Origin of the sequence: Mucilaginibacter aquaedulcis (assembly GCF_030409325.1) — a bacterium.
Taxonomy (GTDB): domain Bacteria; phylum Bacteroidota; class Bacteroidia; order Sphingobacteriales; family Sphingobacteriaceae; genus Mucilaginibacter; species Mucilaginibacter aquaedulcis.
Genome location: NZ_JAUFPR010000001.1, coordinates 453759 through 477643 on the forward strand (window position 1 = coordinate 453759; position 23885 = coordinate 477643).

General features: G+C 42.5%; 22 protein-coding genes. 13 read left to right on the forward strand and 9 right to left on the reverse strand.

Going from position 1 to position 23885, the window contains the following annotated elements; translation table 11 throughout:
* The first annotated feature begins 32 nt into the window (after positions 1–32).
* Positions 33–1082, forward strand: coding sequence for a tRNA preQ1(34) S-adenosylmethionine ribosyltransferase-isomerase QueA (gene queA, locus QWZ01_RS01705; protein WP_290321482.1), 1050 nt, complete (start codon positions 33–35; stop codon positions 1080–1082).
* Positions 1083–1187: 105 nt separating this feature from the next.
* Positions 1188–1892, forward strand: a complete 705-nt coding sequence (locus tag QWZ01_RS01710; RefSeq protein ID WP_290321483.1) for a 2-C-methyl-D-erythritol 4-phosphate cytidylyltransferase — start codon at positions 1188–1190, stop codon at positions 1890–1892.
* Between the two features lie 46 nt (positions 1893–1938).
* On the opposite strand, the gene QWZ01_RS01715 is transcribed toward QWZ01_RS01710, so the two are convergent.
* The 3 genes from QWZ01_RS01715 to QWZ01_RS01725 form a co-directional block, all read right to left on the reverse strand.
* Entirely contained in the window at positions 1939–2085 is a 147-nt protein-coding gene (locus QWZ01_RS01715) for a lmo0937 family membrane protein (RefSeq protein ID WP_290321484.1), read from the reverse strand.
* Positions 2086–2195: 110 nt separating this feature from the next.
* The gene (locus tag QWZ01_RS01720; protein ID WP_002996718.1) at positions 2196–2417 is read right to left on the reverse strand and encodes a DUF2795 domain-containing protein; all 222 of its coding nucleotides are present in this window, start codon (positions 2415–2417) and stop codon (positions 2196–2198) included.
* 90 nt (positions 2418–2507) lie between these two features.
* Positions 2508–3056, reverse strand: coding sequence for a cob(I)yrinic acid a,c-diamide adenosyltransferase (locus QWZ01_RS01725; RefSeq protein ID WP_290321485.1), 549 nt, complete (start codon positions 3054–3056; stop codon positions 2508–2510).
* 163 nt (positions 3057–3219) lie between these two features.
* On the opposite strand from QWZ01_RS01725, the gene QWZ01_RS01730 reads away from it, so the two are divergent.
* Both QWZ01_RS01730 and QWZ01_RS01735 read left to right on the forward strand, forming a co-directional pair.
* Positions 3220–4251: a chitinase gene (locus tag QWZ01_RS01730; RefSeq protein WP_290321486.1), complete on the forward strand. Its 1032-nt coding sequence runs from the start codon at positions 3220–3222 to the stop codon at positions 4249–4251.
* Positions 4252–4283: 32 nt separating this feature from the next.
* The gene (locus tag QWZ01_RS01735) at positions 4284–5333 is read left to right on the forward strand and encodes a cyanophycinase (protein WP_290321487.1); all 1050 of its coding nucleotides are present in this window, start codon (positions 4284–4286) and stop codon (positions 5331–5333) included.
* Positions 5334–5347: 14 nt separating this feature from the next.
* On the opposite strand, the gene QWZ01_RS01740 is transcribed toward QWZ01_RS01735, so the two are convergent.
* The 4 genes from QWZ01_RS01740 to QWZ01_RS01755 all read right to left on the reverse strand — a co-directional run bounded on the left by QWZ01_RS01740 (position 5348) and on the right by QWZ01_RS01755 (position 8030).
* Positions 5348–6088: an ABC transporter ATP-binding protein gene (locus QWZ01_RS01740; RefSeq protein WP_290321488.1), complete on the reverse strand. Its 741-nt coding sequence runs from the start codon at positions 6086–6088 to the stop codon at positions 5348–5350.
* A gap of 128 nt (positions 6089–6216) precedes the next feature.
* A complete protein-coding gene (gene gatC, locus QWZ01_RS01745) occupies positions 6217–6507 on the reverse strand; it encodes an Asp-tRNA(Asn)/Glu-tRNA(Gln) amidotransferase subunit GatC (RefSeq protein ID WP_290321489.1) in 291 nt (96 codons plus the stop codon).
* Positions 6504–7235: a lysophospholipid acyltransferase family protein gene (locus QWZ01_RS01750; protein ID WP_290321490.1), complete on the reverse strand. Its 732-nt coding sequence runs from the start codon at positions 7233–7235 to the stop codon at positions 6504–6506. The genes gatC and QWZ01_RS01750 overlap by 4 nt, the downstream gene beginning before the upstream one ends.
* 39 nt (positions 7236–7274) lie before the next feature.
* Entirely contained in the window at positions 7275–8030 is a 756-nt protein-coding gene (locus QWZ01_RS01755; protein ID WP_290321491.1) for a lysophospholipid acyltransferase family protein, read from the reverse strand.
* Between the two features lie 33 nt (positions 8031–8063).
* Between QWZ01_RS01755 and trpS the strand changes: the two genes are divergently transcribed.
* The 4 genes from trpS to QWZ01_RS01775 all read left to right on the forward strand — a co-directional run bounded on the left by trpS (position 8064) and on the right by QWZ01_RS01775 (position 11104).
* Positions 8064–9059 (forward strand): tryptophan--tRNA ligase, encoded by a 996-nt coding sequence (trpS, locus tag QWZ01_RS01760; protein ID WP_290321492.1) that lies wholly within the window; start codon positions 8064–8066, stop codon positions 9057–9059.
* 148 nt (positions 9060–9207) lie between these two features.
* Complete coding sequence (locus tag QWZ01_RS01765; RefSeq protein WP_290321493.1) at positions 9208–9822, forward strand: deoxynucleoside kinase; 615 nt, start codon at positions 9208–9210, stop codon at positions 9820–9822.
* A 122-nt stretch (positions 9823–9944) separates the two neighbouring features.
* Positions 9945–10673 carry a 3-deoxy-manno-octulosonate cytidylyltransferase gene (gene kdsB, locus QWZ01_RS01770; protein WP_290321494.1) on the forward strand — a complete coding sequence of 243 codons (729 nt, stop codon included), beginning with the start codon at positions 9945–9947 and terminating at the stop codon, positions 10671–10673.
* A 38-nt stretch (positions 10674–10711) separates the two neighbouring features.
* Positions 10712–11104 carry a hypothetical protein gene (locus QWZ01_RS01775; protein ID WP_290321495.1) on the forward strand — a complete coding sequence of 131 codons (393 nt, stop codon included), beginning with the start codon at positions 10712–10714 and terminating at the stop codon, positions 11102–11104.
* A 51-nt stretch (positions 11105–11155) separates the two neighbouring features.
* On the opposite strand, the gene QWZ01_RS01780 is transcribed toward QWZ01_RS01775, so the two are convergent.
* Positions 11156–14188: a glycosyltransferase family 117 protein gene (locus tag QWZ01_RS01780; protein WP_290321496.1), complete on the reverse strand. Its 3033-nt coding sequence runs from the start codon at positions 14186–14188 to the stop codon at positions 11156–11158.
* A 324-nt stretch (positions 14189–14512) separates the two neighbouring features.
* On the opposite strand from QWZ01_RS01780, the gene pyrG reads away from it, so the two are divergent.
* From pyrG to QWZ01_RS01805, 5 genes are all read left to right on the forward strand, one after another.
* Complete coding sequence (gene pyrG, locus QWZ01_RS01785; RefSeq protein ID WP_290321497.1) at positions 14513–16123, forward strand: CTP synthase; 1611 nt, start codon at positions 14513–14515, stop codon at positions 16121–16123.
* A gap of 26 nt (positions 16124–16149) precedes the next feature.
* Positions 16150–17976 carry a membrane protein insertase YidC gene (gene yidC, locus QWZ01_RS01790; protein ID WP_290321498.1) on the forward strand — a complete coding sequence of 609 codons (1827 nt, stop codon included), beginning with the start codon at positions 16150–16152 and terminating at the stop codon, positions 17974–17976.
* A gap of 344 nt (positions 17977–18320) precedes the next feature.
* A complete protein-coding gene (locus tag QWZ01_RS01795) occupies positions 18321–19688 on the forward strand; it encodes an exonuclease domain-containing protein (RefSeq protein ID WP_290321499.1) in 1368 nt (455 codons plus the stop codon).
* Between the two features lie 102 nt (positions 19689–19790).
* Positions 19791–20330 (forward strand): pyridoxamine 5'-phosphate oxidase family protein, encoded by a 540-nt coding sequence (locus QWZ01_RS01800; protein ID WP_290321500.1) that lies wholly within the window; start codon positions 19791–19793, stop codon positions 20328–20330.
* 143 nt (positions 20331–20473) lie between these two features.
* Entirely contained in the window at positions 20474–21019 is a 546-nt protein-coding gene (locus QWZ01_RS01805; protein ID WP_290321501.1) for a transposase, read from the forward strand.
* 61 nt (positions 21020–21080) lie between these two features.
* Here the strand turns inward: QWZ01_RS01805 and mutS are convergent, their stop codons facing one another.
* A complete protein-coding gene (gene mutS, locus QWZ01_RS01810; protein ID WP_290321502.1) occupies positions 21081–23690 on the reverse strand; it encodes a DNA mismatch repair protein MutS in 2610 nt (869 codons plus the stop codon).
* Positions 23691–23885: the final 195 nt, after the last annotated feature.

Genomic DNA, 23885 nt, shown 5'->3' on the forward strand with positions numbered 1-23885 from the left:
CATTTGCGCCCTGAAAATTCATAAATACAAGCATGAAATTATCTCAATTCAAATTCAATTTACCAGAGTCATTAGTTGCACATACTCCATCAGCCACCCGCGACGAAGCACGCTTAATGGTTTTACATAAAGATTCGGGAAAAATTGAGCATAAAATATTCAAAGATGTGTTGGATTATTTTGATGATAAGGATGTAATGATCCTGAACAATACCAAAGTATTCCCGGCACGTTTGTATGGAAATAAAGAAAAAACAGGTGCTACCATCGAGGTGTTTTTATTACGCGAATTAAATAAAGAACTCCGCTTATGGGATGTGCTGGTTGATCCGGCACGTAAAATACGCGTTGGTAATAAATTATACTTTGGCGATGACGACCTTTTAATTGCCGAGGTTGTTGATAATACTACCTCACGCGGCCGTACTATACGCTTCTTATTTGACGGTACCGACGAGGAGTTCCGCAGAAATGTGGAAATATTGGGCGAAACCCCGCTTCCGAAATACATTAAACGCAAGGCTACCGCCGAAGATAAAGAGCGTTACCAAACTATTTTCGCTAAACACGAAGGTGCTGTTGCCGCTCCTACCGCAGGCTTACACTTTAGCCGCGAACTGATGAAACGCCTTGAACTAAAAGGTGTTGAATTTGCCGAAGTTACCCTGCACGTTGGTTTAGGTACTTTCCGCCCGGTTGAGGTTGAGGATCTTACCAAACATAAAATGGATTCTGAACAGTTTATCATCGAGCAAAAACAAGCCGATATTGTAAACAGGGGCATTGAGCTTAAAAAACGCATTTGCGCTGTTGGTACTACATCAATGCGTACCATTGAATCGGCTGTATCAGCAAACAAAACATTGAAAGCTGCTAACGACTGGACAAGCAAATTCATTTTCCCTCCATATGATTTCAGCATCGCGAATTCAATGATCACTAACTTTCACACGCCTGAGTCAACATTGTTGATGATGATATGCGCTTTTGGCGGTTACGAAAATGTAATGAACGCTTACGAAGTTGCAGTTAAAGAAAAATACCGTTTTTACAGCTATGGCGATGCCATGCTTATCATCTAAGTTTTAAGACTTTAGTTGAGAGATTTGAGATATGAAATTAAGTTTTCATATCTCATTTTTTGTTTTAGATATTAGCCCTACTGAAAAATAGTAAAGAATACCTCAATGGCCGACCTTACTTTCGCATCTCAAAAAAACTACGCCATCATTGTGGCCGGAGGCTCGGGCAGCAGGATGCAATCGGCCTTGCCTAAACAATTTTTGTTATTGAATGGCCTGCCGGTTTTAATGCATACCATCAGGGCTTTTGAGCAAACATCAGTAAAACCCGGCATTATACTGGTTTTACCTGCAAGCTATCATGAATACTGGCAGGAGCTGTGCCAAACCTACCAATTTACCACGCCTCACCTTTTGGTTACAGGCGGCCAAACACGCTTTCACTCGGTAAAAAACGGAATTGATCAGATAACTGAGGATGATGCACTTATAGCCGTACATGATGCCGTGCGGCCACTCACAAGCAGGCAAATTATTGAAACCTCATATTTACATGCCTTTGAGCATGGCAATGCCGTTACGGCCGTTAAAAGCCGCGATTCGGTAAGGCAGCTGGTAAACCACACCTCCGTAAGTTTAATACGCGATCATATTTACCTGATACAAACTCCGCAAACCTTTAAAGCAGCATTATTAAAGAAAGCGTACCAACAACCATACAGCGAAAAATTTACAGATGATGCAAGCGTGGTTGAACAGCTCGGCGTGGAGATACAACTAACCGAAGGCGATTATCAAAATATTAAAATTACCTTCCCCGAGGATATTGCCATTGCCGAACTGCTGTTAAACAAAAAACCATCGGCCTGATCAAAGGCCAATGGCTTTTATTACGTTTTGGGATTTTTGGGGGATACTATGCCCTTCTGATAACTCCTAAAAGCACAGCAATGATTGCTATAACCAATAAAATATGAATCAGGCTTCCGGCGTGATTAAAGAAGAAACCAAATATCCATCCTATAACCAGGATAACGGCGATAATGTACAATAGACCTCTCATTTTTGTAAGTTTTAAGTGATAATGATAAAATGTTTAAGCATTATTACTAAAATCATTCCAAAAAGTAGTGCCAATAAAAAAACCCTTTATAAAAGGGTTTTTAAGTTTTGCTAATATTCATCTTCGTTAAAAAAGAAATCGTCTTTGGTCGGATAGTCGGGCCAAATTTCCTCTATATTTTCATAAGGTTCGCCATCATCCTCCAATGCTTGCAGGTTTTCTATAACCTCCACAGGAGCTCCTGAACGGATAGCGTAATCAATTAATTCATCTTTTGTTGCGGGCCAGGGCGCATCTTCAAGGTGAGATGCCAGTTCAAGTGTCCAATACATGTTTCTCTATTTATATTTATTTCAGTAAATTAACTTTTTCGCAAAAGTATAATATTTTCAATTGGAATATCAATATTTTTTTTCAAATTTTCAAATTCGTGGTATCCATTGATTTTCAGGTATTTTAGCCTCATTACCAATTTTACGCGCCAGGGTGAACAGGTAATCGCTCAACCTGTTCAGATATATATTCACTTTTTCATCAACCGGGCTTTCTTCTGCCAGGTGAACGGTTATCCTTTCGGCCCGCCTGCAAATACATCTTGCAATATGGCAAAACGAAATGGTATTATTTCCACCCGGTAAAATAAAATGACGCAGCTCAGGCAATCGCTCATTCATGCTGTCCATTTCCTTTTCCAGCAGTTCCACATCGGCCATGTGCAAATCGGGTGTAACCATTTTTGATCGCTCCGGATCGGCCGCCAATAAGGAGCCTATAGTAAACAATCTGTCCTGAATCTGCTTCAATACGTCCTTATCATGAACGGCAATGTCCTGATCGCGGATAAGGCCCACATATGAATTCAATTCATCAATGGTACCATAACTTTCAATGCGTAAATGATATTTCGCAACCCGGGTTCCCCCTATTAATGATGTAAACCCTTTATCGCCTGTTTTAGTATATATCTTCATGTTTTTTATACGTTGAGGTGTTATGCTGGTTGCATTAAATAAACACACCTAATTTAAACCCGTTTGCACTTGTAGTATAATTTTTGCGAAGAAAGTGTAAATTTTTAAATGATAGACTTAAACTTGCATTTATAATACTGTGAAACTTGTTATTAATAAAATTATGAAATCGATCATATTATCATCTAAATTAATAATTGTACTTTTTTCGGCATTGGTAGTCTCGGCGTTCAGCTGCGGCAACAGCGGCAGTAGTGCCGGCAGCAGCAATGATAGCTCACAAACTGCGGCTCAAAAACCTGCTCCTCAAAAAAAGGCTTCTATTGCAACCCTGTTGACCGAGCAACAATTTAATGATCTTTTTCCTCAACGTGATAAATTTTATACTTATGCCGCTTTTGTAAAAGCGGCCGATGAACTGGGTCAGGTATCTATCAAAGTTACCCGAAGGGCGCTTTCGGTATATCAATATATCCGGACTGATAAAAAAACAGGCAAAACCGAGACTGTACGCCAGGATCCGGACTGGAACGAGGAATGGGCCAAAAAGAAACCCGATAGTACCTTTACGGTTGATTATGGTAACTTTTGCGCTCAGTTTGGTACCGATGCCAATAAAAAGGAGCTGGCCGCATTTTTTGCACACATAGCACATGAAACCCGTCATGGCGTAAACGCCACTTATACCGACGGCCTTATGCTGATACACGAAAGCAATACAGCGCTAACCTACATTGCCGAGAGCGATGAGTATCCACCAGTTGCCGGTAAAAAATACTATGGACGCGGCCCCATGCAGTTAAGTTATAACGGCAACTATGGCCTGGCTTCAAACTGTATTTTTGGCGATCCTAAGATACTGCTGAACAATCCCGACCTGGTTGAAACCGACCCGGTAGTTGCCTTTAAGGCCGCCATTTATTTCTGGATGACACCTGAAACGCACAAACCATCGGCCCATGATGTAATGACCGGTAAATGGCAGCCTAATGCTGTGGATAAGGCCAAAGGCCGTACCCCCGGCTTTGGTATGACCATCAATATTGTTAATGGTGATGTTGAATGTAATAAAGGCGAAAACATGTACAGCATGAATGACCGTATTGGCTTTTACCAGTTCTTTTTAAAGAAATTGGGACTTACCGATGCCAACTGCGCCTGCTCATGCGGCAAAATGCAGCCTTATAAATATTAAACTCAGTAAAAGAAAACAGCGTATATTTACATATGCGCTGTTTTCTTTTACTGATTATCCTCCTGGGGTTTGGCTCCGGCGTGCTGGCAGCCCCTATTCCTGATACTTTAAAGTCAGACAAGCATATTGCGGGCCGACCAGCCTCTATTGGTATTGTTGGCGATACCGCCAATGTGAATACCCCTGTTAAAGCCGGTATGGTACTGGTGGGTGGCGGCCGTGATGTTGACGAAGCTTTTAAATGGATGATTGACCGCAGCGGAGGCGGCGATGTGGTGATATTACGCGCATCCGGCAAAGATGGTTATAATGATTACATCAATAGCCTGGGCAAGGTAAATTCTGTAGAAACACTTAAAATTGATTCAAGAAAGTTAGCTGATAATGACACGGTTGCCTACATCATCCGTAATGCCGAAATGCTTTTTATATCGGGCGGCGACCAATCAAACTATATGAATTTTTGGCGCGGCACCAAAACCATGGATGCCATTAACTACCTGCTTAATGTTAAGCACGCCCCGGTAGGCGGCACCAGCGCCGGTTGTGCTATTATGGGCGGCTTTTATTATAGCGGCGAAAAAGCCAGCTTAACAACCGAACAAGCCCTCGCAAACCCTTATGACAGCTTGGTTACTGTTTATAATAACGATTTTTTGCATGCCCCTTTCCTAAAATCGGTAATCACAGATCAGCATTACATAACCCGCGAAAGACAGGGCCGTCATGTAACCTTTTTAGCTCGCATCATTAAAAACTGGAACATATTTGCCAATGGCATTGCTGTTGATGAACATACCGCTGTTTGCATTGATGAAACTGGCAAAGCCATAGTAACAGGCAGCAGCAAGGCCTACTTTTTAATAACCAACAGCCAAAAGCCTCCTGAAGTATGTGAACCAGGAAAACCCTTAACATGGCAAAATAACCAGCAGGCTATTAAAGTTTATGAAGTACAAGGTACAGCCACCGGAACGGGTAATTTTGATGTTGCAGGTTTTAATACAACCAAGGCATCAGGTGGAAAATGGTATTGGTGGTGGGTTGATACGGGCAAGCTGAAAAGGCAGGAAATAAAGTAGTATTTCGCTTTTGCTTACACCTCCTCAACCCGGCGACTTACGGTTTGAATTTCGGTATTGATATAATCTTTTTCAACCAGTCCATCACGCATACGTACAATACGGTGCGCGTGCAGGGCTATATCTTCCTCGTGGGTCACCAGGATAATGGTATTGCCTTTGGCATGTATATCCTCAATAAGTCCCATGATCTCGATAGAAGTTTTAGTGTCGAGGTTACCCGTTGGCTCATCGGCCAAAATAATGGATGGGTCATTGATGAGCGCGCGCGCCACGGCAACACGCTGCCTTTGCCCGCCCGAAAGCTCATTGGGTTTATGATCTATCCGGTTACCTAAGCCTACATTTTTAAGGGCATTAGTAGCACGCTCGGTGCGTTTTTCTTTGTTAATACCGGCGTAGATCAATGGCAGGGCCACATTATCAAGCGCGGTGTTACGTGGCAACAAGTTAAATGTTTGGAAAACGAAACCAATTTCAGAGTTACGAACTTCGGCCAGTTCATTATCGGTCATGTGACTTACGTTGATGCCGTTCAGGATATACTCGCCTTTGGTAGGCGTATCCAGGCAGCCCAGAATATTCATGAGGGTTGATTTGCCCGAGCCCGATGGCCCCATTAGTGCTACAAACTCGCCTTTATTAATGGTAAGTGAAACGGATTTAAGCGCATGGATCACTTCGGTACCGATCACATATTTACGCCCGATATCGTTAATGGTTATTAAAGGTTTGGCTGTAGCTATTGGCTCCATTTGTTATTTTTCGTTTTGACTTGGTATAGGTATGTTTTGTTACAATTTAAAGTCAAAATTAAAAATTCAAGGGTTCAATAAACTAACAAGCAACCGTCAGTTTTGACTTTTTAATTTTGAATTTTGACTTACTTCTCAATTACCTTGGCAACCAGGAAATAATCTTTATCATGTTTAGGAGCGTTCTCTAATGCCTCCTCATGGGTAATCTGCTGCTTCACTACATCCTCACGCAAAACGTTAACTTCATTGGTCATATAAACCAGCGGTTCAACGCCCGATGTATCCAGCTCATTCAGTTTGGCCATAAAATCAAGTATCTTGCTCATATCCTTGATCATTTCCTGCGTTTCCGTTTCGTTAAGCTCTAAACGGGCCAGGTGTGCTACTTTTTCAACTGTTTCTTTATCTATGGTCATGCCTGTTGCAGTTTTTGTTTAATAATATCATAAACCTCATCGCGCAGCGCGTCGGCATCGTCTAAGGTTAAATGGGCCGTTTCAATAGGCTTATGTACAAATATATCACAAATTCCGGGTCTGCTGCCAAATTCTTTACCGGTATCCCAAAGCACTTTCCAGGTATCAAGCGATGTTACCGGAATTATAGGCACTTTCATTTCAATGGCCAGCCTGAAAGGCCCGTTCTTAAACGGATGCAGTTCGGGCGGATAAGCATCCGGAATGGTTGCCTCCGGGAAGATCACCACACTCACCCCACCTCTTAACCTTTCACCAGCCACTTTAAATGCCCTGAATGATGACATTTTGCTTTCCCGGTTAACGGTAATATCTATGGTATTGAAAAAAAAGTTAAGTACATAATTATCCAGCAGCTCTTCCTTGCCTATAAAACAATGGTTATTATGCAAATTGGTACTCACGGCTGATACATCGAGGTTTGATGTATGGTTGGGGCATATCACATAGGTGCGGCTCCAGTCTATAGGCTCCTCATAAGTGGCCCTGTAAAATATTCCTGCTACCGCCGAACTCACAAAGGCTATCCCCTGCCTGAATTTATTGATGTATTTGTATTGCTTTGGCCTTTTACTTAGCAGGTATAGCACCGGCCAGCAAAGTATAAAAAAGAATGCTACACTATACCTGTAAAAATAAGTGTGTATCCTTTTCAACGTCAATTTCATCGCGACCAAAATTAGAAAAAATACTCACTTTAGCGCAAGCTAAACTATAGTGAACGGCTGGGCTTGTTCAAGTTGCTGTTTCATAACACTATAAACTTGGTCACGAAGAGCATCGGCATCGTTTATGGTTAAATGAGCCGTATCAATTGGTTGGTGTACCCGGTATTTGCAAACACCTGGCCTGCTGCCGTACTTTTTACCATCGTCCCAGAAAACTTGCCAGGTGTTTACAGCTGTTATCGGGAGTATGGGTATTTTAAGCTCGATTGCCAGCCTGAATGGGCCGTTTTTAAATTCCTGCAACCTTGGCGGATAATCATCGGCTATCCCTCCCTCCGGAAATATGATCAGTGTTACCCCGCCCTGCAATTTTTCGGCGGCCTTCTTAAACGCCCGGAACGACGACATTTTACTATCACGATTCACCGGGATATCAACCGTACGGAAAAAAAGCCGTGTTACTATCCCTTCTTCCAGTTCCTGTTTACCCATAAAGCCGCAGTTGGTGTTAACCAGCGTACACATGGCGTTAATATCAAGGTTTGAAGTATGATTAGGGCATACAATATAGGTTTTGCTCCAGTCAACAGGCTGTTCAAATTCAAACCGGTAAAAAATTCCGGCAAATGCCGAGCTTACGATGGCCCAGCGCCGGCGAAGGCTGTTTAACCGCTTAAAACGTTCAGGTTTCAGGGAGCAATAGTAAAAAAAGGGCCAAAATATAAAATAGAAAAACGCTACCCCAAACACGTAAAAACCATGGTGCGCTTTCTTCAATATCATTTTCATCTTCATCAAAAATAGAAAAAATCCTTACTTTCGCACCCTATGGAAACTGTTGTTAGTGGCATCCGTTCAACCGGAAATCTGCACTTAGGAAATTATTACGGAGCGTTGCAAAACTTTATAAAAATGCAGTCGGAATTTAACTGCTTTTTTTTTATTGCCGATCTGCACTCCTTAACTACGCACCCCACACCTGCCAATTTGCACAGCAATGTAAAACAGGTTTTAATAGAATACCTTGCTGCCGGAATAGACCCCGAAAAAGCTACGATCTACGTACAATCAGATGTGCCCGAGGTGTCTGAACTATACCTGTACCTGAACATGAACGCCTACCTTGGCGAGCTGGAACGCAGTACCTCCTTTAAAGATAAGGTTCGTGCCAACCCTGAGAATGTGAATGCAGGCCTGCTTACCTACCCGGTTTTAATGGCTGCTGATATTATTATTCATAAAGCCACCAAAGTACCTGTAGGTAAAGATCAGGAGCAACACCTGGAAATGGCCCGTACCTTTGGAAACCGTTTCAACAGGTTATATAATCACGATTACTTTCCCGAGCCTTATGCCTTTAACTACAGCCATAACCTGGTAAAAATACCGGGACTTGACGGCAAAGGAAAAATGGGTAAATCTGAAGGAGAAGGCAACGCTATATTTTTGAGCGATACGCCAGAAGCTATCCGCAAAAAGGTGATGCGCGCTGTAACTGACGGTGGCCCAACTACCGAAAATCAAACCAAACCGGCAGAGATCCAAAACCTGTTTGATCTGATGAATGTGGTATCAACACCAGATACAGTGGCTCATTTCGACAACCTGTACAATACCATGGCCATCCGTTACGGCGACCTGAAAAAACAGCTTGCCGAAGATATGATCAATGCTACTGCCCCTATCCGCGACCGTATCAATGCCATTGCGGGCGATGCGGATTATTTACGCAAAGTAGCCGGCATGGGTGCCGATAAGGCCCGCGAAAGCGCTCATAAAACCATTAAGGACGTGCGCGAAATTATAGGTTTCAAGAACTTTTAATGAGGTTGTTTGTCTGAATCAGCATAACAAGATTGTCAGAATTTGCCGATATTCTTTTATAATTCTGACAATTCTGTAAATTAGGAAAATCCTGATTCAGACAAATTCTGTAAATTGGGACAATTCTGATTCAAACAAATTCACATATATGCACATAGCTATCGTAGGAAACATAGGAGCCGGCAAAACTACCCTCACCGAAATGCTGGCACATAATTACGGATGGGATCCTTTGTTTGAAGCTGTTGATAATAACCCCTACCTGGAAGATTTTTATAGCGACATGAAACGGTGGAGCTTTAATTTGCAGATCTACTTCCTGAACAGCCGTTACCGCCAGATCATTGATATTCAGAAAAGCGGCCGCAATATTCTGCAGGATCGTACCATTTATGAGGATGCCTACATTTTTGCCGAAAACCTGCATGATATGGGCCTCATGACCACCCGCGACTACGAAAACTACCAATCGATATTTGAGAATATAACAGAATACATTAAACCGCCCGATCTGCTGATCTATCTTAAGGCATCGGTACCTACCCTGGTGAACAACATTCAGCGCCGCGGCCGCGAATATGAAATAGGTATCCGAATTGATTACCTATCCAAACTGAACGAGAAATACGACAAATGGATAAAAAATTATAAACTGGGTAAGCTGTTGATACTGGATAAAGACAACCTGGACTTTGCCAACAATACCGAAGATATGGCCACCATAGTTCAACTCATTGAACGGGAAATTAACGGGCTGTTTTAGGGAAGGTTTTACGTTAGACGTGATACGTATTACGTTTCAAAAGTTTGCATATTACTAACAAATCATTAATAATTTCATTAGGTTAAACGTATAACGTACAACCTAAAACGTATAACCTACAAATGAAAATTCTCGGCATCATTCCCGCTCGTTATGCTTCTTCCCGCTTTCCGGGGAAACCATTGGTTGATATTGCCGGCAAAAGCATGATACAGCGTGTTTATGAGCAGGCCAAAAAATGCAGCAGCCTGAGCGAGGTGATAGTTGCTACCGATGACGACCGCATATTTAACCATACCCAGGCCTTTGGCGGTGTAGCCGTTATGACAGCCGATACCCATCAGAGTGGTACCGACCGCTGCGCCGAAGTTGCCCTTACTCACCCTGAATACGATGTGATCATTAATATTCAGGGCGATGAACCTTATATAGATCCTGAACAGATCACCAAGCTTACAACCTGCTTTAATGACGCCGGTACACAACTGGCTACCCTCATTAAAAAGATCAAGACCGAAGAAGAGCTTTTTAATAATAATTCGCCCAAGGTTGTAGTAAATAAACTATCTGAAGCCGTTTATTTTTCACGCTCGGCCCTGCCGCAAATCCGCGGGCAGCAACCGGAAAACTGGCTTGAGTTTTACAGCTTCTTCAAGCATATAGGCATATACGGCTACCGTGCCGATGTATTGCAGCAGATCACCAAACTTCCGGTATCATCACTGGAAAAAGCCGAAAGTCTGGAACAGCTACGCTGGATAGAAAATGGCTACCGCATTAAAGTTGCGGAAACCGAACTGGAAACCCATGCCATAGATGTGCCCGAGGATTTGTTGAAGTTAAAGCTTTAAGCAGAAAACATTCACAAGACTCTGATTATCAGTATAAAATGAAATATATTTTCTTTTGTATCTATAATACTCAATATTTAGATGGAAATAACAAAGTCAATAAAACACCCTGGTTTGACGCTGTGGGTTTAATGATTACAGGAAGCTTTTTATGGATATCTATTATAGATGAAATTATTTATTTCTACTTATTGAATCAAAATATCCCTGATACTTTATTAACTGTAGATATTGTAATATGCGTCTTTTTATTCTGGACTCATTACTTTGTCTTCATAAAGGATAAAAATTACGACGAAATATATAAAAAATACAAATCTATTAATGCTTCTAAAAATAGAAAAACTGAAAAATTGGTTGCTATATCTTACATTTTTACTCCAGCAATAATCAACATGCTGATTGCCTTGAAATGGCATAAAATTATTTAATTAGCCATCAGACTTACGAAGTTTTTAAAACTTCGTAAGTCTCTAATAAAATTACTGCCTGTTCAACAACACCGCGAATTTATTTCCATAATCATCCAACTGAGCTTGAAAGCGGTTGTGCAGCGCAGTTTCCTCATAGTTCTTGGTGGTATCGGCCAAGCCGTTTAAAACATATAGCTGGTACTGCACCTCATTAACATTCAGTGCTTCTGATTGTTTTTGCAGCAGGGTATAGTTGTAAGCCAGCTGATCTGTCAGGTAATCGTCTATCCCTTTTACGTAGCGATTGGCGAGTTCTTTATCATTCAGTTTATAAGCCACTTGCGCCAACTGTAGTTTACGGTGAGCCGAATCAATAGTTGGGTTAATATCAGGCATTTCACTGTCAAACTTATGAATGGCATTAAGCGCGAGGTCGTTGCGGCCATCTTTGATCAATCCCTGGGCCAGATCATGAAATGTGGTTTCTATGTACGGATAGAACTGGGTTTTAGAAACATCATCCAAATAGCGGGCATGTTTAAAGTTCCCGAACCTGAATTTGTTCATCACGTTATTATACATCACCAGGCTGTTCACTTTGCCTAACTGATTTTGCAGCGATGTATCTGCCTTAAAAGGTATTACCTGGTAAACAAATCCCTCCTTGTACATATAAGGTTGCAAGCCATCCATATTATCCTGCCCAAAACCAATGCTAAAGCAAATAGGTCTTTTCCAGTTATTGTGTGCCAGTATATCCATAATGGCAAGGTTATCTTTAAAAATGAAGTTTTTGTTGTATTTCCATTCCATGCTACCGGTTAACTGGCTTTTTAGAGTAGCAGGTACTACTCCATTTTTCACAACCTCATCAGGGTTAATGGTCAGCTTGAAGTTTTTGGTTGGCAGGTAGTTCATACTTTCACCGTTCTGGTACTCTACTTTGGTACGGCTATCATCAGATGTTATAAAATCAAAAACATCCTTCACCTCAACCGAGCCGGGTATTTTGGCATCGCTGTAGGCTATTACATCACGAATACCTTGCTTATATTTATCAAACGGCATAGTAATAGGCAATGGTGCCGATTCATTCATCGGATGCCCCATTTGGCGTATGTACCAATCCATCCCTAACAGGCTGTTACATACAATGCGCACATCGGGCCGTACCCCTTCTACCTCCTGGTTATACCAAAGCGAATAGGTATCATTATCGCCATAGGTAAATAAAATGGCGTTTTTAGGGCACGAGATCAGGAAGTTGTAGGCCATGTCATGAGCCGTGGTCTTGGTCGACCGGTCATGCCCGCCCCACTCCTGCCGGGCCAGCAATACCGGGGCCACCAGCAAACAAACTACCACCGAAGCCAGGGCCGCACCTCGTGCATTTACCTTGCGCTTAATCAAATCATCAATGGCCAAAACTCCTAAACCTATCCATATAGCAAAAGCATAAAAGGAGCCCACATAGGAGTAATCGCGCTCGCGGGGCTGCAGGTTGGCCTGGTTAACGTACAACACAATAGCCAGCCCGGTAAAAAACCAAAGCAGCGCTATTACTGTGGCATCGCCCTGTTTACGCCTGAAATGATAAATCATCCCCAGTAAACCGATAACCAACGGCAGCGCATACAAAGGCGTATAAGTATTTGAATTGGTGACTGATTTAGGCAGATGCTTTGCACCATCAAACCATCCCGAGGTCCAGTTGCCGTCGATACTGGCAGTGTTGGTTTGGCCGTCGGCATCATTGTATCGGCCAACAAAGTTCCACAAAAAGTACCGCCAGTACATCTGGTACATTTGCCAGCTCAGCATCCACCGCATGTTATCAACAAAGGTTGGCTTTTGGCCATCGGCAAGGTTGAGCCATTGCTTGTAAAACTGTACGTTCTGGTCAAAATCAGCATCCCCCTCGGTACTGTGCATACGGGGAATCAGCGTATTATGATCAAAAACATAATTTGTTTTTTTGCCTGCAATCTCATAACGGTTACGCCCCTTACGGTACATGGCGCTGCCTTCGCTCTGGTCAATAACCTTTGCGTCAAAGTATGGGCCGTAAAGCAAAGGCGTTTCGCCATATTGTATCCGGTTAAGGTAACCATTCAGCGTAAAGGCATTATCCGGGTGCGAATTATTCAGATCGGTATTGGCGCTGGCTCGGATGGGAATATAGAAAAATGAACCATAGCCAAAATATATAAATGCTAAACAAACCAGGGCCAGGTTTAAAGCATGCTTTTTATGCCTGATACTATAAACGATACCAGCGGTAATAGCCCCGATGATCAGCAGGCAAAAGAAAATAGCCCCGCTGCCAAAACCCAGGCCAAGCGTGTTCACAAAAAACAGGTCAAAGTAAGCCGCACCCTTAATGGTATATTCCCTGATACCATATTGTACCAAACCCAGTATCACAATGCTGATCAGGAATACCACAATACCCTTTTTAAAGGTTGGTGATTTAAACCGACGCAGGTAGTACACCATGGCAACAGCAGGTATGGTTAGCAGGTTAAGCAGGTGTATACCTATTGATAGCCCCATAACGTAGGCTATCAATACTATCCATTTATCAGCGCCCGGTTCACTGGCATGGGCTTCCCATTTTAAAATAGCCCAGAACACTATGGCTGTGCATAAGGACGACAGGGCGAACACGATGGTTTCTACCGCCGAAAACCAAAAGGTATCTGTATAGGTAAAAGCCAGCGCACCAACCAGTCCTGCACCCATGATGAGGATAAGCTGATGAGGCGTAGCTGTTTCATCTTTACTAATAAGCAGCTTTTTGGCGAGCGCGGTGATAGTCCAGAATAAAAACATGACCGTAGCACCACTGGCCAGCGCCGAACCCAGATTGGTAAAATAAGGTACTTTAGTATGATCACCGAATGATAACAACGAGAATAACTTACCCAGCATGGCAAACATAGGGTAACCAGGCTGATGCGATACCTGCAGCCTGTAGGCACAGGAAATAAACTCACCGCAATCCCAGAAACTTACAGATGGCTCCAGGGTTAGCACGTAGGTGGTAAAAGCTATCAGGAGGCACAGCCAGCCCAACAGGTTATTGATTTTATTGTACTGCATAAATAATAAGGTGTAAAAGTTTTGTCATATGTAATTGAGCTACAATTTCGGAGTTAATTGTTAAAGCTCCATGTACATTAACATTCCTTAACATCTTTTAACAGAATTTAACTAATTGATTATAAGCGTATAAAATCAATTAACCTCTACTTATCAAACGCTCATGGGCGTGAGGTACACCCTTTGTTATTTCCATATCAGCAGCATACAAACCTTTCAACAATTGTATTTTCCTGAGTCAAACTCTTAAAATTTTTCTTACTTTTGTATCCCGTACACAAACAATTGGTTTCGGCATAAAACCGGGCCATTTTCAAAAAAATCATGACTAAATATATTTTTGTTACGGGCGGCGTTACCTCGTCGTTAGGAAAAGGTATTATCTCAGCCTCATTAGCCAAACTTCTTCAATCACGCGGTTACCGTGTCACTATCCAGAAATTTGATCCCTATATCAATATCGATCCGGGAACATTGAACCCTTATGAACACGGAGAGTGCTATGTAACTGAAGACGGCGCCGAAACAGATCTTGACCTTGGTCACTACGAACGTTTTTTAAATACCCCTACATCAAAAGCAAATAACATTACTACTGGTCGCATTTATCAAAATGTGATCAACAAAGAACGCGAAGGCGCTTTTTTGGGTAAAACCGTGCAGGTTGTACCACATATTACCGACGAAATAAAAAGAAACTTCCGCATACTGGGCGAAAGCGGCGAATACGATATCGTGATTACCGAGCTTGGTGGTACCGTGGGCGATATTGAGTCGTTACCATACATTGAGGCTGTACGCCAGTTCAGGTGGGAAATTGGTTCAGGAAATTCTATCGTGATCCATTTAACACTGGTGCCATTCCTGGCAGCAGCAGGCGAATTAAAGACCAAACCTACCCAGCACTCTGTAAAAATGTTGTTAGAATATGGTATTCAGCCCGATATGCTGGTTTGCCGTACCGAGCACCACCTTACTAATGACATCCGTAAAAAAATTGCCCTGTTCTGTAACGTAAATATCAATGCGGTTATTGAATCGATAGATGCATCAACCATATATGATGTGCCTTTGCTGATGCTGAAAGAGCAGCTTGACAAAACCGTACTTACCAAACTTAAATTACCACATAAAAACGAACCCGATCTGGAAAGCTGGAAAGATTTCCTGGGCCGCTTAAAAAACCCTACTGCCGATGTCCGCATTGCCCTGGTAGGTAAATACGTGGAATTACCCGATGCCTACAAATCTATCACTGAGGCATTTATACACGCCGGTGCTAAAATGGAGTGTAAGGTAAAGGTAGAGTACATACCATCAGAAACCTTAACACCCGAAAACGCTGTGGAACGCCTGAAAGGCTTACATGGTGTACTGGTAGCCCCTGGTTTTGGTGAGCGTGGTTTTGAAGGTAAGATACAGGCCATCCGCTATGTGCGCGAAAACAATATCCCGTTCTTTGGTATATGTTTAGGTATGCAGTGCGCGGTTGTTGAGTTTGGCCGCAATGTTTTAGGTCTTGAAAACGCCAACAGTACCGAAATGAACCCGGAAACACCGTTCCCTGTAATTGGCATGATGGAAGAGCAGAAAAACATTACCAATATGGGCGGCACCATGCGTTTAGGCGCTTATCCGTGCGATCTGAAAAAAGGCAGCAAGGCAGCAACTATTTACGGAAAAACACACATTTCTGAACGCCACAGGCATCGTTATGAGTTTAATAATGAGTACCTGAAACAATATGAAGCAGCCGGATTAACCCCATCGGGCATAAACCCTGATAATAACCTGGTTGAGATCGTGGAGCTAAAAAATCACCCGTTTTTTGTAGGCGCGCAATTTCACCCCGAATTAAAATCAACAGTTGCTAATCCGCACCCACTTTTTATTAACTTTGTCGCCGCTTCACTGGCCTACGCCCGCAAGAAGTAAAAAGAATTTGTACGATACAATAGATAATGGATAGAAATACATTCACAGGATTATTCCTGATTATGGCTATTATAGCTGGCTCAATTTACTTATTAAAGCCATCTGATGCCGAACTTAAAAAAGAGCGCCTGGTACAGCAGCAGGACTCTTTGAAAAAGGCAATGCTGGCCAAAGCAAATTCGCCTGCTTCTGCTAAAGCCGATACCGGGAAAGGTGCAAAAACGGCAGTAGTGGATTCTGCCATTTTAAAAACACCTTTTGGCGCGGCTTCTTTAGGCAGCGAAAAACTGATCACCCTTGAAAATAAAGATCTGCTTATAAAATTAAGCACACGTGGTGGTAAGGTTGCTTCGGTAGAGTTGAAAAACTTTAAAACATACACTAAAAAACCACTTGTATTATTTGATGGCCCGCAAACACATTTCGGCCTTAACTTTAATGCAGGCGAAAAAAGAATAAATACTGATAGTTACTACTTTACTCCAAGCGCTCCGGAGCTTAAGGTTGCCGAAAACGATTCTGCTTCCGTAACACTGCGTTTAAGCTATAGTCCAACCCAGTACATTGATTATGTGTACAGCTTAAAAGGTACTGGTTACAAATTAGGCTTAACCATTAAATCTACCGGTCTTGACGGCGTAATTAATAACAACTCTAACGTAAATATCAACTGGGCTGCCAGCCTGCACAAACAGGAAAAAGATATTAAACAGGAGCGCCAGTATTCAACCGTATATTACCTTGATTCTGAAAGTCATGATGAAAACCTGAGCGTTTCTAAAGATGATCAGAAAGAAGTAGCTGATAAAAAATTATCATGGGTAGCCTTTAAACAACACTTCTTCTCAAATGTGTTGATTGCTAAAGGAGGCATCAGCAAATCAAGTTTAGCAGTATCAACAGACGTAACCGATACGGCTGATGTTAAACAAATGAAAGCCGACCTTACTATTGCCCGTGCCAGCGATGGTGCAGTTCCGTTGGAGTTTTATTTTGGACCTAACCGCTACTCAACCCTTAAAGATCAGGGAAATGACCTGCAAAAATTGGTTGACTTAGGCTGGGGACCTTTAAAATACATCAACCGTTTTGCTGTATTACCGGTATTTAACTTCCTGAAACAGTTTAACTGGAACTACGGTCTTATCATTTTAGCGCTTACCATTGTACTAAAGCTGGTTTTATCACCGCTTACTTACAAATCATACCTGTCAATGGCCAAAATGCGTGTATTGAAGCCTGAGATGGATGAAATTAAAGCCAAGGTTGGTGAAGATAACCCTACCCTTTTACAACAGGAATACCTCAAGCTTTATAAAAAGGCCGGCGTAAACCCATTGGGTGGTTGTTTACCGTTACTGATACAAATGCCGATAGTTATCGCGTTCTTCCGTTTTTTCCCAAGCTTGTTTGAGCTGCGCGGCGAAAGCTTTTTATGGATGCATGACTTGTCAACCTATGATGCGGTATTAACATTCCCTACTATCCCGCTTATTGGCGATCACATCAGTTTGATGTGTTTACTGATGACGATATCAACATTGATCTACACCTACTTCAATAACCAGATATCAGGTGCAACCGGCCAAATGAAATACATAGGTTACATTACACCTATTATATTCCTGGCTACGCTGAACAGCTACCCATCAGGCCTGAACTATTACTACTTCCTGGCCAACATGCTTACCTTTTTACAGCAATACCTGATCAAATTCATGGTTGATGACAAAAAGATCCATGCACAGATCCAGGAGAACAAAAAGAAACCGGATGATCCTAAAAAGAAAAAATCAGGTTTCCAGGCCCGTATGGAAGAAATGATGCGTCAGCAACAACAAGCTAAGAAATAGACTTTTGTAGTTGGACTTAGAGACTATAGGACGAAAGACTTTGAGATAAATGACAAGCCCGGAAGGTAAAACTTCCGGGCTTTGTTGTTTATTTGGCTGTCATGCTGAGCTTGTCGAAGCATGGTGGGAAGGCCTCTGCGCATGATCCTTCGACAAGCTCAGGATGACAGGCCATCTTATTTCCTTGCACTCCTTTCCTTGCACTCCGCACCCTAATCCTACACACCCCGCTTCTCACACTCCACTCTTCACACTCCACCACCTCACACCCCACTCCTCGCTTCCCCTCACCAAAAAAACAAAAAACACTAAAATAATTAGCAAACTTGTATTACATTTGAAATATGTATGCAATTGTTGATATTGAGACTACCGGGGGGCATGCCAGCGCCAATGGCATAACAGAAATTGCCATATGCATACATGATGGCAAAAAGGTGGTTAAGCGGTTCCAGTCGCTGGTAAACCCGCAGCGGGAGATTCCTGTTTACATCAGTGCCTTAACCGGGATCACCAACGAAATGGTACAGCAGGCACCACCCTTTGAGGATGTTGCGGCCGATGTTTACCACCTCATCCACGGCAAAATATTTGTAGCCCATAACGTTAATTTCGATTATTCATTTGTGCGTTATCACCTCGCAGCAGCCGGGTATGATCTGCAGTGCAACAAACTATGTACCGTAAGGCTGGGCCGTAAAATATTGCCGGGACTTCCATCGTACAGTCTGGGCCGTTTATGCCGCCATTTAGGCATCGATAATGAGAGCAGGCACCGCGCTGGTGGTGATGCAGAAGCCACCGCCGAATTGTTTACCCTGCTCATCAACAGCGATACCGACGGGCATATCAAACTGGCGTTAAAGCAAAATTCCAAGGAACAGTTATTACCGCCCAACCTCCCTAAAAAGGATGTGGATCAGTTGCCCTACGCTGCCGGAATATATTACTTTCATGATCAAAAAGGCAAAGTGATCTACGTAGGTAAGGCCAAGAACCTTAAAAAACGGGTGAGCAGCCATTTTACCGGCAATAACCCCGGCTTGCAGCGGCAGGAGTTTCTGCGCAATATTCACCAGGTTACTTACCAGGTTTGCGGTACCGAACTGATAGCCTTTGTACTGGAAGCTATTGAGATCAAACGATTGTGGCCAAAATACAACCGATCATTAAAACGCTTTGAAAACGCTTTTTGCCTGTATGCTTATGAAGACCAGCGCGGCTACATGCGCCTGGCGGTTGACAAGCGCCGCAAATACAGCGACCCGATATACACCTGTAACTCTTTACTGGAGGGCTACAATCTGCTTAATAAGCTCATAGAGGCTTTTGCGCTGTGCCCTAAGCTATGCTTTATCCAAAAAAATAACGATCCCTGCCATAGCGCAGCTGGCAGTTCATGCGCCTGTGAAGGCGTTGAAACGGTTGATGCCTATAACCTGAAAGTAAATACCGCTATTGACGAACTCAAAAAAGCCCTCCCCACATATGCCATCCGCGATGAGGGCCGCAACGGCGAGGAACATAGCTGCATCCTGATTGAAAAAGGTCAGTTTTATGGCATGGGTTATATTTCCCATTACTTTGATGCCGATAATATCCAGCAGCTCAAAAACTACCTCACCCCATATCCGGGAAATGATTACATCAAGAATATAGTTACCAGCTATGCCATGCGTTATCCCGAGCGTACAAAAGTGTTTGCGAGTTAACCTTATATTTAAATAATTAATTATCCTAAAAGTTAATTTTAGCAACACAATAAATGTTTTGAAGGGTTATATCATAACACACCTATTTAAAACATTTATAAGATGGACAGCATTAATCAACAACAACCGGAAGATAATTATAAAGACCTTGGAGGCCCTGAAGCTATTGCCAAGATCAAGGAACTGGTGAGCAGTGCCAAAAGCTGCTTTTTCCTGAGCAATATTAAAACGGGTATCCCGGCATCGGTACGCCCTATGGCCGTACAAAAGGTAGACGATGAAGGTAACCTATGGTTTCTGAGCGCTAAGGATAGCCACAAAAATCACGATCTGCAAACCGACCCAATGGTTCACCTGCTGTTTCAGGGTTCCGCACACTCCGATTTCTTGAATATTTATGGTATAGCTACCGTTACCGACGATAAAGACATCATACACGAACTTTGGGAGCCCATACTAAAAACATGGTTCACCGAAGGCGAGAGCGATCCGCGCATATCCGTAATTAAGGTTGAACCAACCGAAGGCTATTACTGGGACAATAAACACGGCAACGCCATAGCCTTTGTAAAACAATTAGCCGGCGCAGCCATCGGCAAAACACTTGATGATTCTATTGAGGGTAAGCTAAATGTTGACTAAAACGCAAATAAACTTACGAAGTTTTAAAAACTTCGTAAGTCTGATTACGCTTTCCTATTGATTCAGCAACTTTTTATCTCTCAATATGCAAATAGACTTACGAAGTTTTAAAAACTTCGTAAGTTTGAGAAAAACCTTAACCTTTGAAAATCAATTCTGATACTTATTACCATTTATATAACAGAGGTAACAATAAAGAGCATATCTTTTTTGAGAATGAGAATTACAGTTATTTTCTCAATCAATTTAAAAATTATGTACTGCCTTTCTCAGAGGTTTATGCTTATTGTTTAATGCCCAATCACTTTCATCTTTTCATTAAAATAAATGATAAAATACTTTTTGAAAAAGGGATAAAAAACTTCCTTATTTCATATTCAAAATCTATAAATAAAAAATACAATCGGGTAGGAAGTTTATTTCAAGGTAGATATAAAGTAACTGAAATAACATCCAATAGCTATTTCACCAGGATAATCACTTATATACACCAAAACCCTGTAGCTGCTAAGCTCATAATAAATATGGAAGATTATAAATATTCATCTTATGCTGCCTACATATCGGAGAAAGAAACATTGCTAAATAAGCAAGAAGTCTTAGATTGGTTTGGTGGATTGAATAGTTTTATAGATAGCCATAAAATAATTCAAGATGCTAACGAGATAAGTCGACATTTAAAATTATAACAATCCAATTCTTCAAGACTTACGAAGTTTTTAAAACTTCGTAAGTCTAATCGAACATCTACTAACTTTTTATCGCCCGCTGTATCTCATCCAGCTTCATCATGGCTTCAACCGGGGTTAGGGTGTTAACATCAAGGTTGTTCAGCGTATCTCGAATTTTCACCAGTACAGGATCATCAATAGAGAACATCTGCATTTGTACGGCCTGTTTCTGCACCTTACGGATACTTTCCTTGATATGCTCACCACCGGTACGTTCGTTTTCCAGTTTCTTTAATATTTCATTGGCCCGGCTCAATACTTTTGGCGGCATCCCCGCCAGCTTGGCTACGTGGATACCAAAGCTATGCTCGCTGCCGCCCGGAACCAGCTTACGCAGAAATATAATTTGATGGCCAACCTCTTTTACCGATACATTAAAATTCTTGATGCGGTTAAAGCTATTGCTCAGCTCGTTCAGTTCATGATAGTGGGTGGCGAAAAGCGTTTTGGCTTTGGCAGTTGGGTGATTATGCAGGTACTCTGCAATTGACCAGGCTATGGAAATACCATCATAAGTGGAAGTGCCCCGGCCAATCTCATCCAGTAGGATCAGGCTTCGGTCCGACAGGTTGTTGAGGATGCTTGCTGTTTCATTCATCTCCACCATAAAGGTTGATTCGCCCGAAGATAGATTGTCTGACGCGCCCACCCGGGTAAATATCTTATCAACCAAACCAATAGCAGCCGATTTAGCAGGCACAAAACAACCCATTTGCGCCATAAGCACTATAAGACCGGTTTGCCTCAGCAGGGCCGATTTACCAGCCATGTTGGGACCCGTAATAATGATGATCTGCTGCGATTCGGAATCGAGATATACATCATTAGTAATGTAGGTTTCGCCAAGCGGAAGGTTCTTTTCAATTACCGGATGGCGGCCACCCTTTATATCAAGTTGTTTTCCTTCGCTTATCTGGGGCTTTACATAATAGTTTTTGATAGATATGGCAGCAAAGTTCAGCAACACATCTAAACGGGCTATCAGCTGGGCATTAAGCTGTATAGGCTTAATATATTCGGCAAGTGCATACAGCAGATCGTTATACAGGCGGGTTTCCAGTGCCAGAATCTTTTCTTCCGCACCTAATATCTGCTCTTCGTATTCCTTAAGTTCGGGGGTTATGTAACGTTCGGCATTTACCAGGGTTTGTTTGCGGATCCACTCGGTGGGCACCTTATCCCGGTGACTATGCGTAACCTCGAGGTAATAACCAAACACATTATTGAACGATACTTTAAGGGATGGGATGCCTGTAGATTCGGCTTCACGTTTCTGGATCTCCAACAGGTAACCTTTACCGCCGAAGGCAATTTTACGCAGCCTATCCAACTCCTCATTGATACCGTCATTCATCACCGAACCTTTAACAATCATTACCGGAGGCTCGGGATGCAGCTCCTTTTCTATTTTCTCGCAGATAAGCGCGCAGGGGTTCAGCTGTTCGCCGATAGCCCGGAGCGGCTGGCTACCTGATGCCTCAGCTAATTTTTTGATCGTACCGATGGCTATCAATGCCTTTTTGAGCTGACAAACCTCACGTGGATTAGCTTTTTGCAAACCAATTTTGGAGATAAGCCTTTCCAGGTCGCCAATTTGCCTGATATGCTGCTGCAGATCCTCGCGCAATTCTTCCTCTGCTATCAGGTATTCTACCACACCTAATCTATCTTGAATAGGCTTTATCTCTTTTAAGGGCATCACAATCCAACGGCGCAGCAAACGTGCGCCCATAGGCGAGCAGGTTTGATCAAGTACATCAACCAGGGTTTTAGCATTCTCGTTGGCCGAGCCTACGAGCTCCAGGTTGCGGATGCTAAACCTGTCTATCCATAAATACCGATCTTCCTCAATACGGCTTATCGACGAGATATGCTGCAGGTTTCGGTGTTCTGTTTCATTAAGATAATGCAGGGCAACACCCGCGGCAATAATGCCCAGGTTAAGCTTATCTATACCAAAACCTTTAAGCGATTTTACGCCGAAGTGCTTTAGCAGGGTTTCGTTGGCATAATCACCGCTATAAGGCCACTCGTCAAGCGCATAGGTGTAAAAGCGGTCGCCGTAAATATCTTTAAAATCGCGCGAGCGGCTTTTAGGGTATATCACCTCACTGGGCGAAAAACTTTGCAGCAGCTTGTCAATATAATCGCTGTTGCCCTGCGCAGTCAGAAACTCACCTGTTGAAATATCAATAAGGGCAATGCCGATTGTATTTTTTTCAAAATGCAGCGATGCCAGGTAATTATTAGTTTTTTGATGAAGTATATTATCATTGGTGGCCACGCCGGGTGTAACCAATTCAGTAACACCACGCTTAACAATGGTTTTGGTGGTTTTGGGGTCTTCCAGCTGGTCACATATAGCTACGCGCTGCCCTGCCCTCACCAATTTTGGCAAATATGTTTCAAGCGAGTGATGCGGGAAACCGGCCAGCTCAATATGGGTGGCGGCGCCATTAGCACGGCGTGTGAGCACAATGCCTAAAATACCTGAGGCTTTAATGGCATCTTCGCCAAAGGTTTCGTAAAAATCGCCTACGCGAAACAGCAGCAAAGCACCTGGGTACTTAACCTTGATGGTGTTATATTGCTGCATTAAGGGGGTTTCTTTGGTAGTATCTTTAGCCAAGCGGTTATCCTTTTTATTAATCCGGTAAAGTTAATGCATTACCCCCGCTTTTAAGGAATTGTGGAAAAGTTGAACTGATGTGGATTATGCCCTTTTGTGGCAGATGCTCCTGGCTATTTTCTTACCAAATCCATTCCCTTTCTTATAGTTCAAAAACCCATTACAACCTGTAAGAATATTTCACTACTCATTGTT

Bases quoted from the DNA above. Each gene is read 5' to 3' on its own strand.
- queA (WP_290321482.1), top strand. From the start codon at position 33: ATGAAATTATCTCAATTCAAATTCAATTTACCAGAGTCATTAGTTGCA.
- QWZ01_RS01710 (WP_290321483.1), top strand. From the start codon at position 1,188: ATGGCCGACCTTACTTTCGCATCTCAAAAAAACTACGCCATCATTGTG.
- QWZ01_RS01715 (WP_290321484.1), bottom strand. From the start codon at position 2,085: ATGAGAGGTCTATTGTACATTATCGCCGTTATCCTGGTTATAGGATGG.
- QWZ01_RS01720 (WP_002996718.1), bottom strand. From the start codon at position 2,417: ATGTATTGGACACTTGAACTGGCATCTCACCTTGAAGATGCGCCCTGG.
- QWZ01_RS01725 (WP_290321485.1), bottom strand. From the start codon at position 3,056: ATGAAGATATATACTAAAACAGGCGATAAAGGGTTTACATCATTAATA.
- QWZ01_RS01730 (WP_290321486.1), top strand. From the start codon at position 3,220: ATGAAATCGATCATATTATCATCTAAATTAATAATTGTACTTTTTTCG.
- QWZ01_RS01735 (WP_290321487.1), top strand. From the start codon at position 4,284: ATGCGCTGTTTTCTTTTACTGATTATCCTCCTGGGGTTTGGCTCCGGC.
- QWZ01_RS01740 (WP_290321488.1), bottom strand. From the start codon at position 6,088: ATGGAGCCAATAGCTACAGCCAAACCTTTAATAACCATTAACGATATC.
- gatC (WP_290321489.1), bottom strand. From the start codon at position 6,507: ATGACCATAGATAAAGAAACAGTTGAAAAAGTAGCACACCTGGCCCGT.
- QWZ01_RS01750 (WP_290321490.1), bottom strand. From the start codon at position 7,235: ATGAAATTGACGTTGAAAAGGATACACACTTATTTTTACAGGTATAGT.
- QWZ01_RS01755 (WP_290321491.1), bottom strand. From the start codon at position 8,030: ATGAAGATGAAAATGATATTGAAGAAAGCGCACCATGGTTTTTACGTG.
- trpS (WP_290321492.1), top strand. From the start codon at position 8,064: ATGGAAACTGTTGTTAGTGGCATCCGTTCAACCGGAAATCTGCACTTA.
- QWZ01_RS01765 (WP_290321493.1), top strand. From the start codon at position 9,208: ATGCACATAGCTATCGTAGGAAACATAGGAGCCGGCAAAACTACCCTC.
- kdsB (WP_290321494.1), top strand. From the start codon at position 9,945: ATGAAAATTCTCGGCATCATTCCCGCTCGTTATGCTTCTTCCCGCTTT.
- QWZ01_RS01775 (WP_290321495.1), top strand. From the start codon at position 10,712: ATGAAATATATTTTCTTTTGTATCTATAATACTCAATATTTAGATGGA.
- QWZ01_RS01780 (WP_290321496.1), bottom strand. From the start codon at position 14,188: ATGCAGTACAATAAAATCAATAACCTGTTGGGCTGGCTGTGCCTCCTG.
- pyrG (WP_290321497.1), top strand. From the start codon at position 14,513: ATGACTAAATATATTTTTGTTACGGGCGGCGTTACCTCGTCGTTAGGA.
- yidC (WP_290321498.1), top strand. From the start codon at position 16,150: ATGGATAGAAATACATTCACAGGATTATTCCTGATTATGGCTATTATA.
- QWZ01_RS01795 (WP_290321499.1), top strand. From the start codon at position 18,321: ATGTATGCAATTGTTGATATTGAGACTACCGGGGGGCATGCCAGCGCC.
- QWZ01_RS01800 (WP_290321500.1), top strand. From the start codon at position 19,791: ATGGACAGCATTAATCAACAACAACCGGAAGATAATTATAAAGACCTT.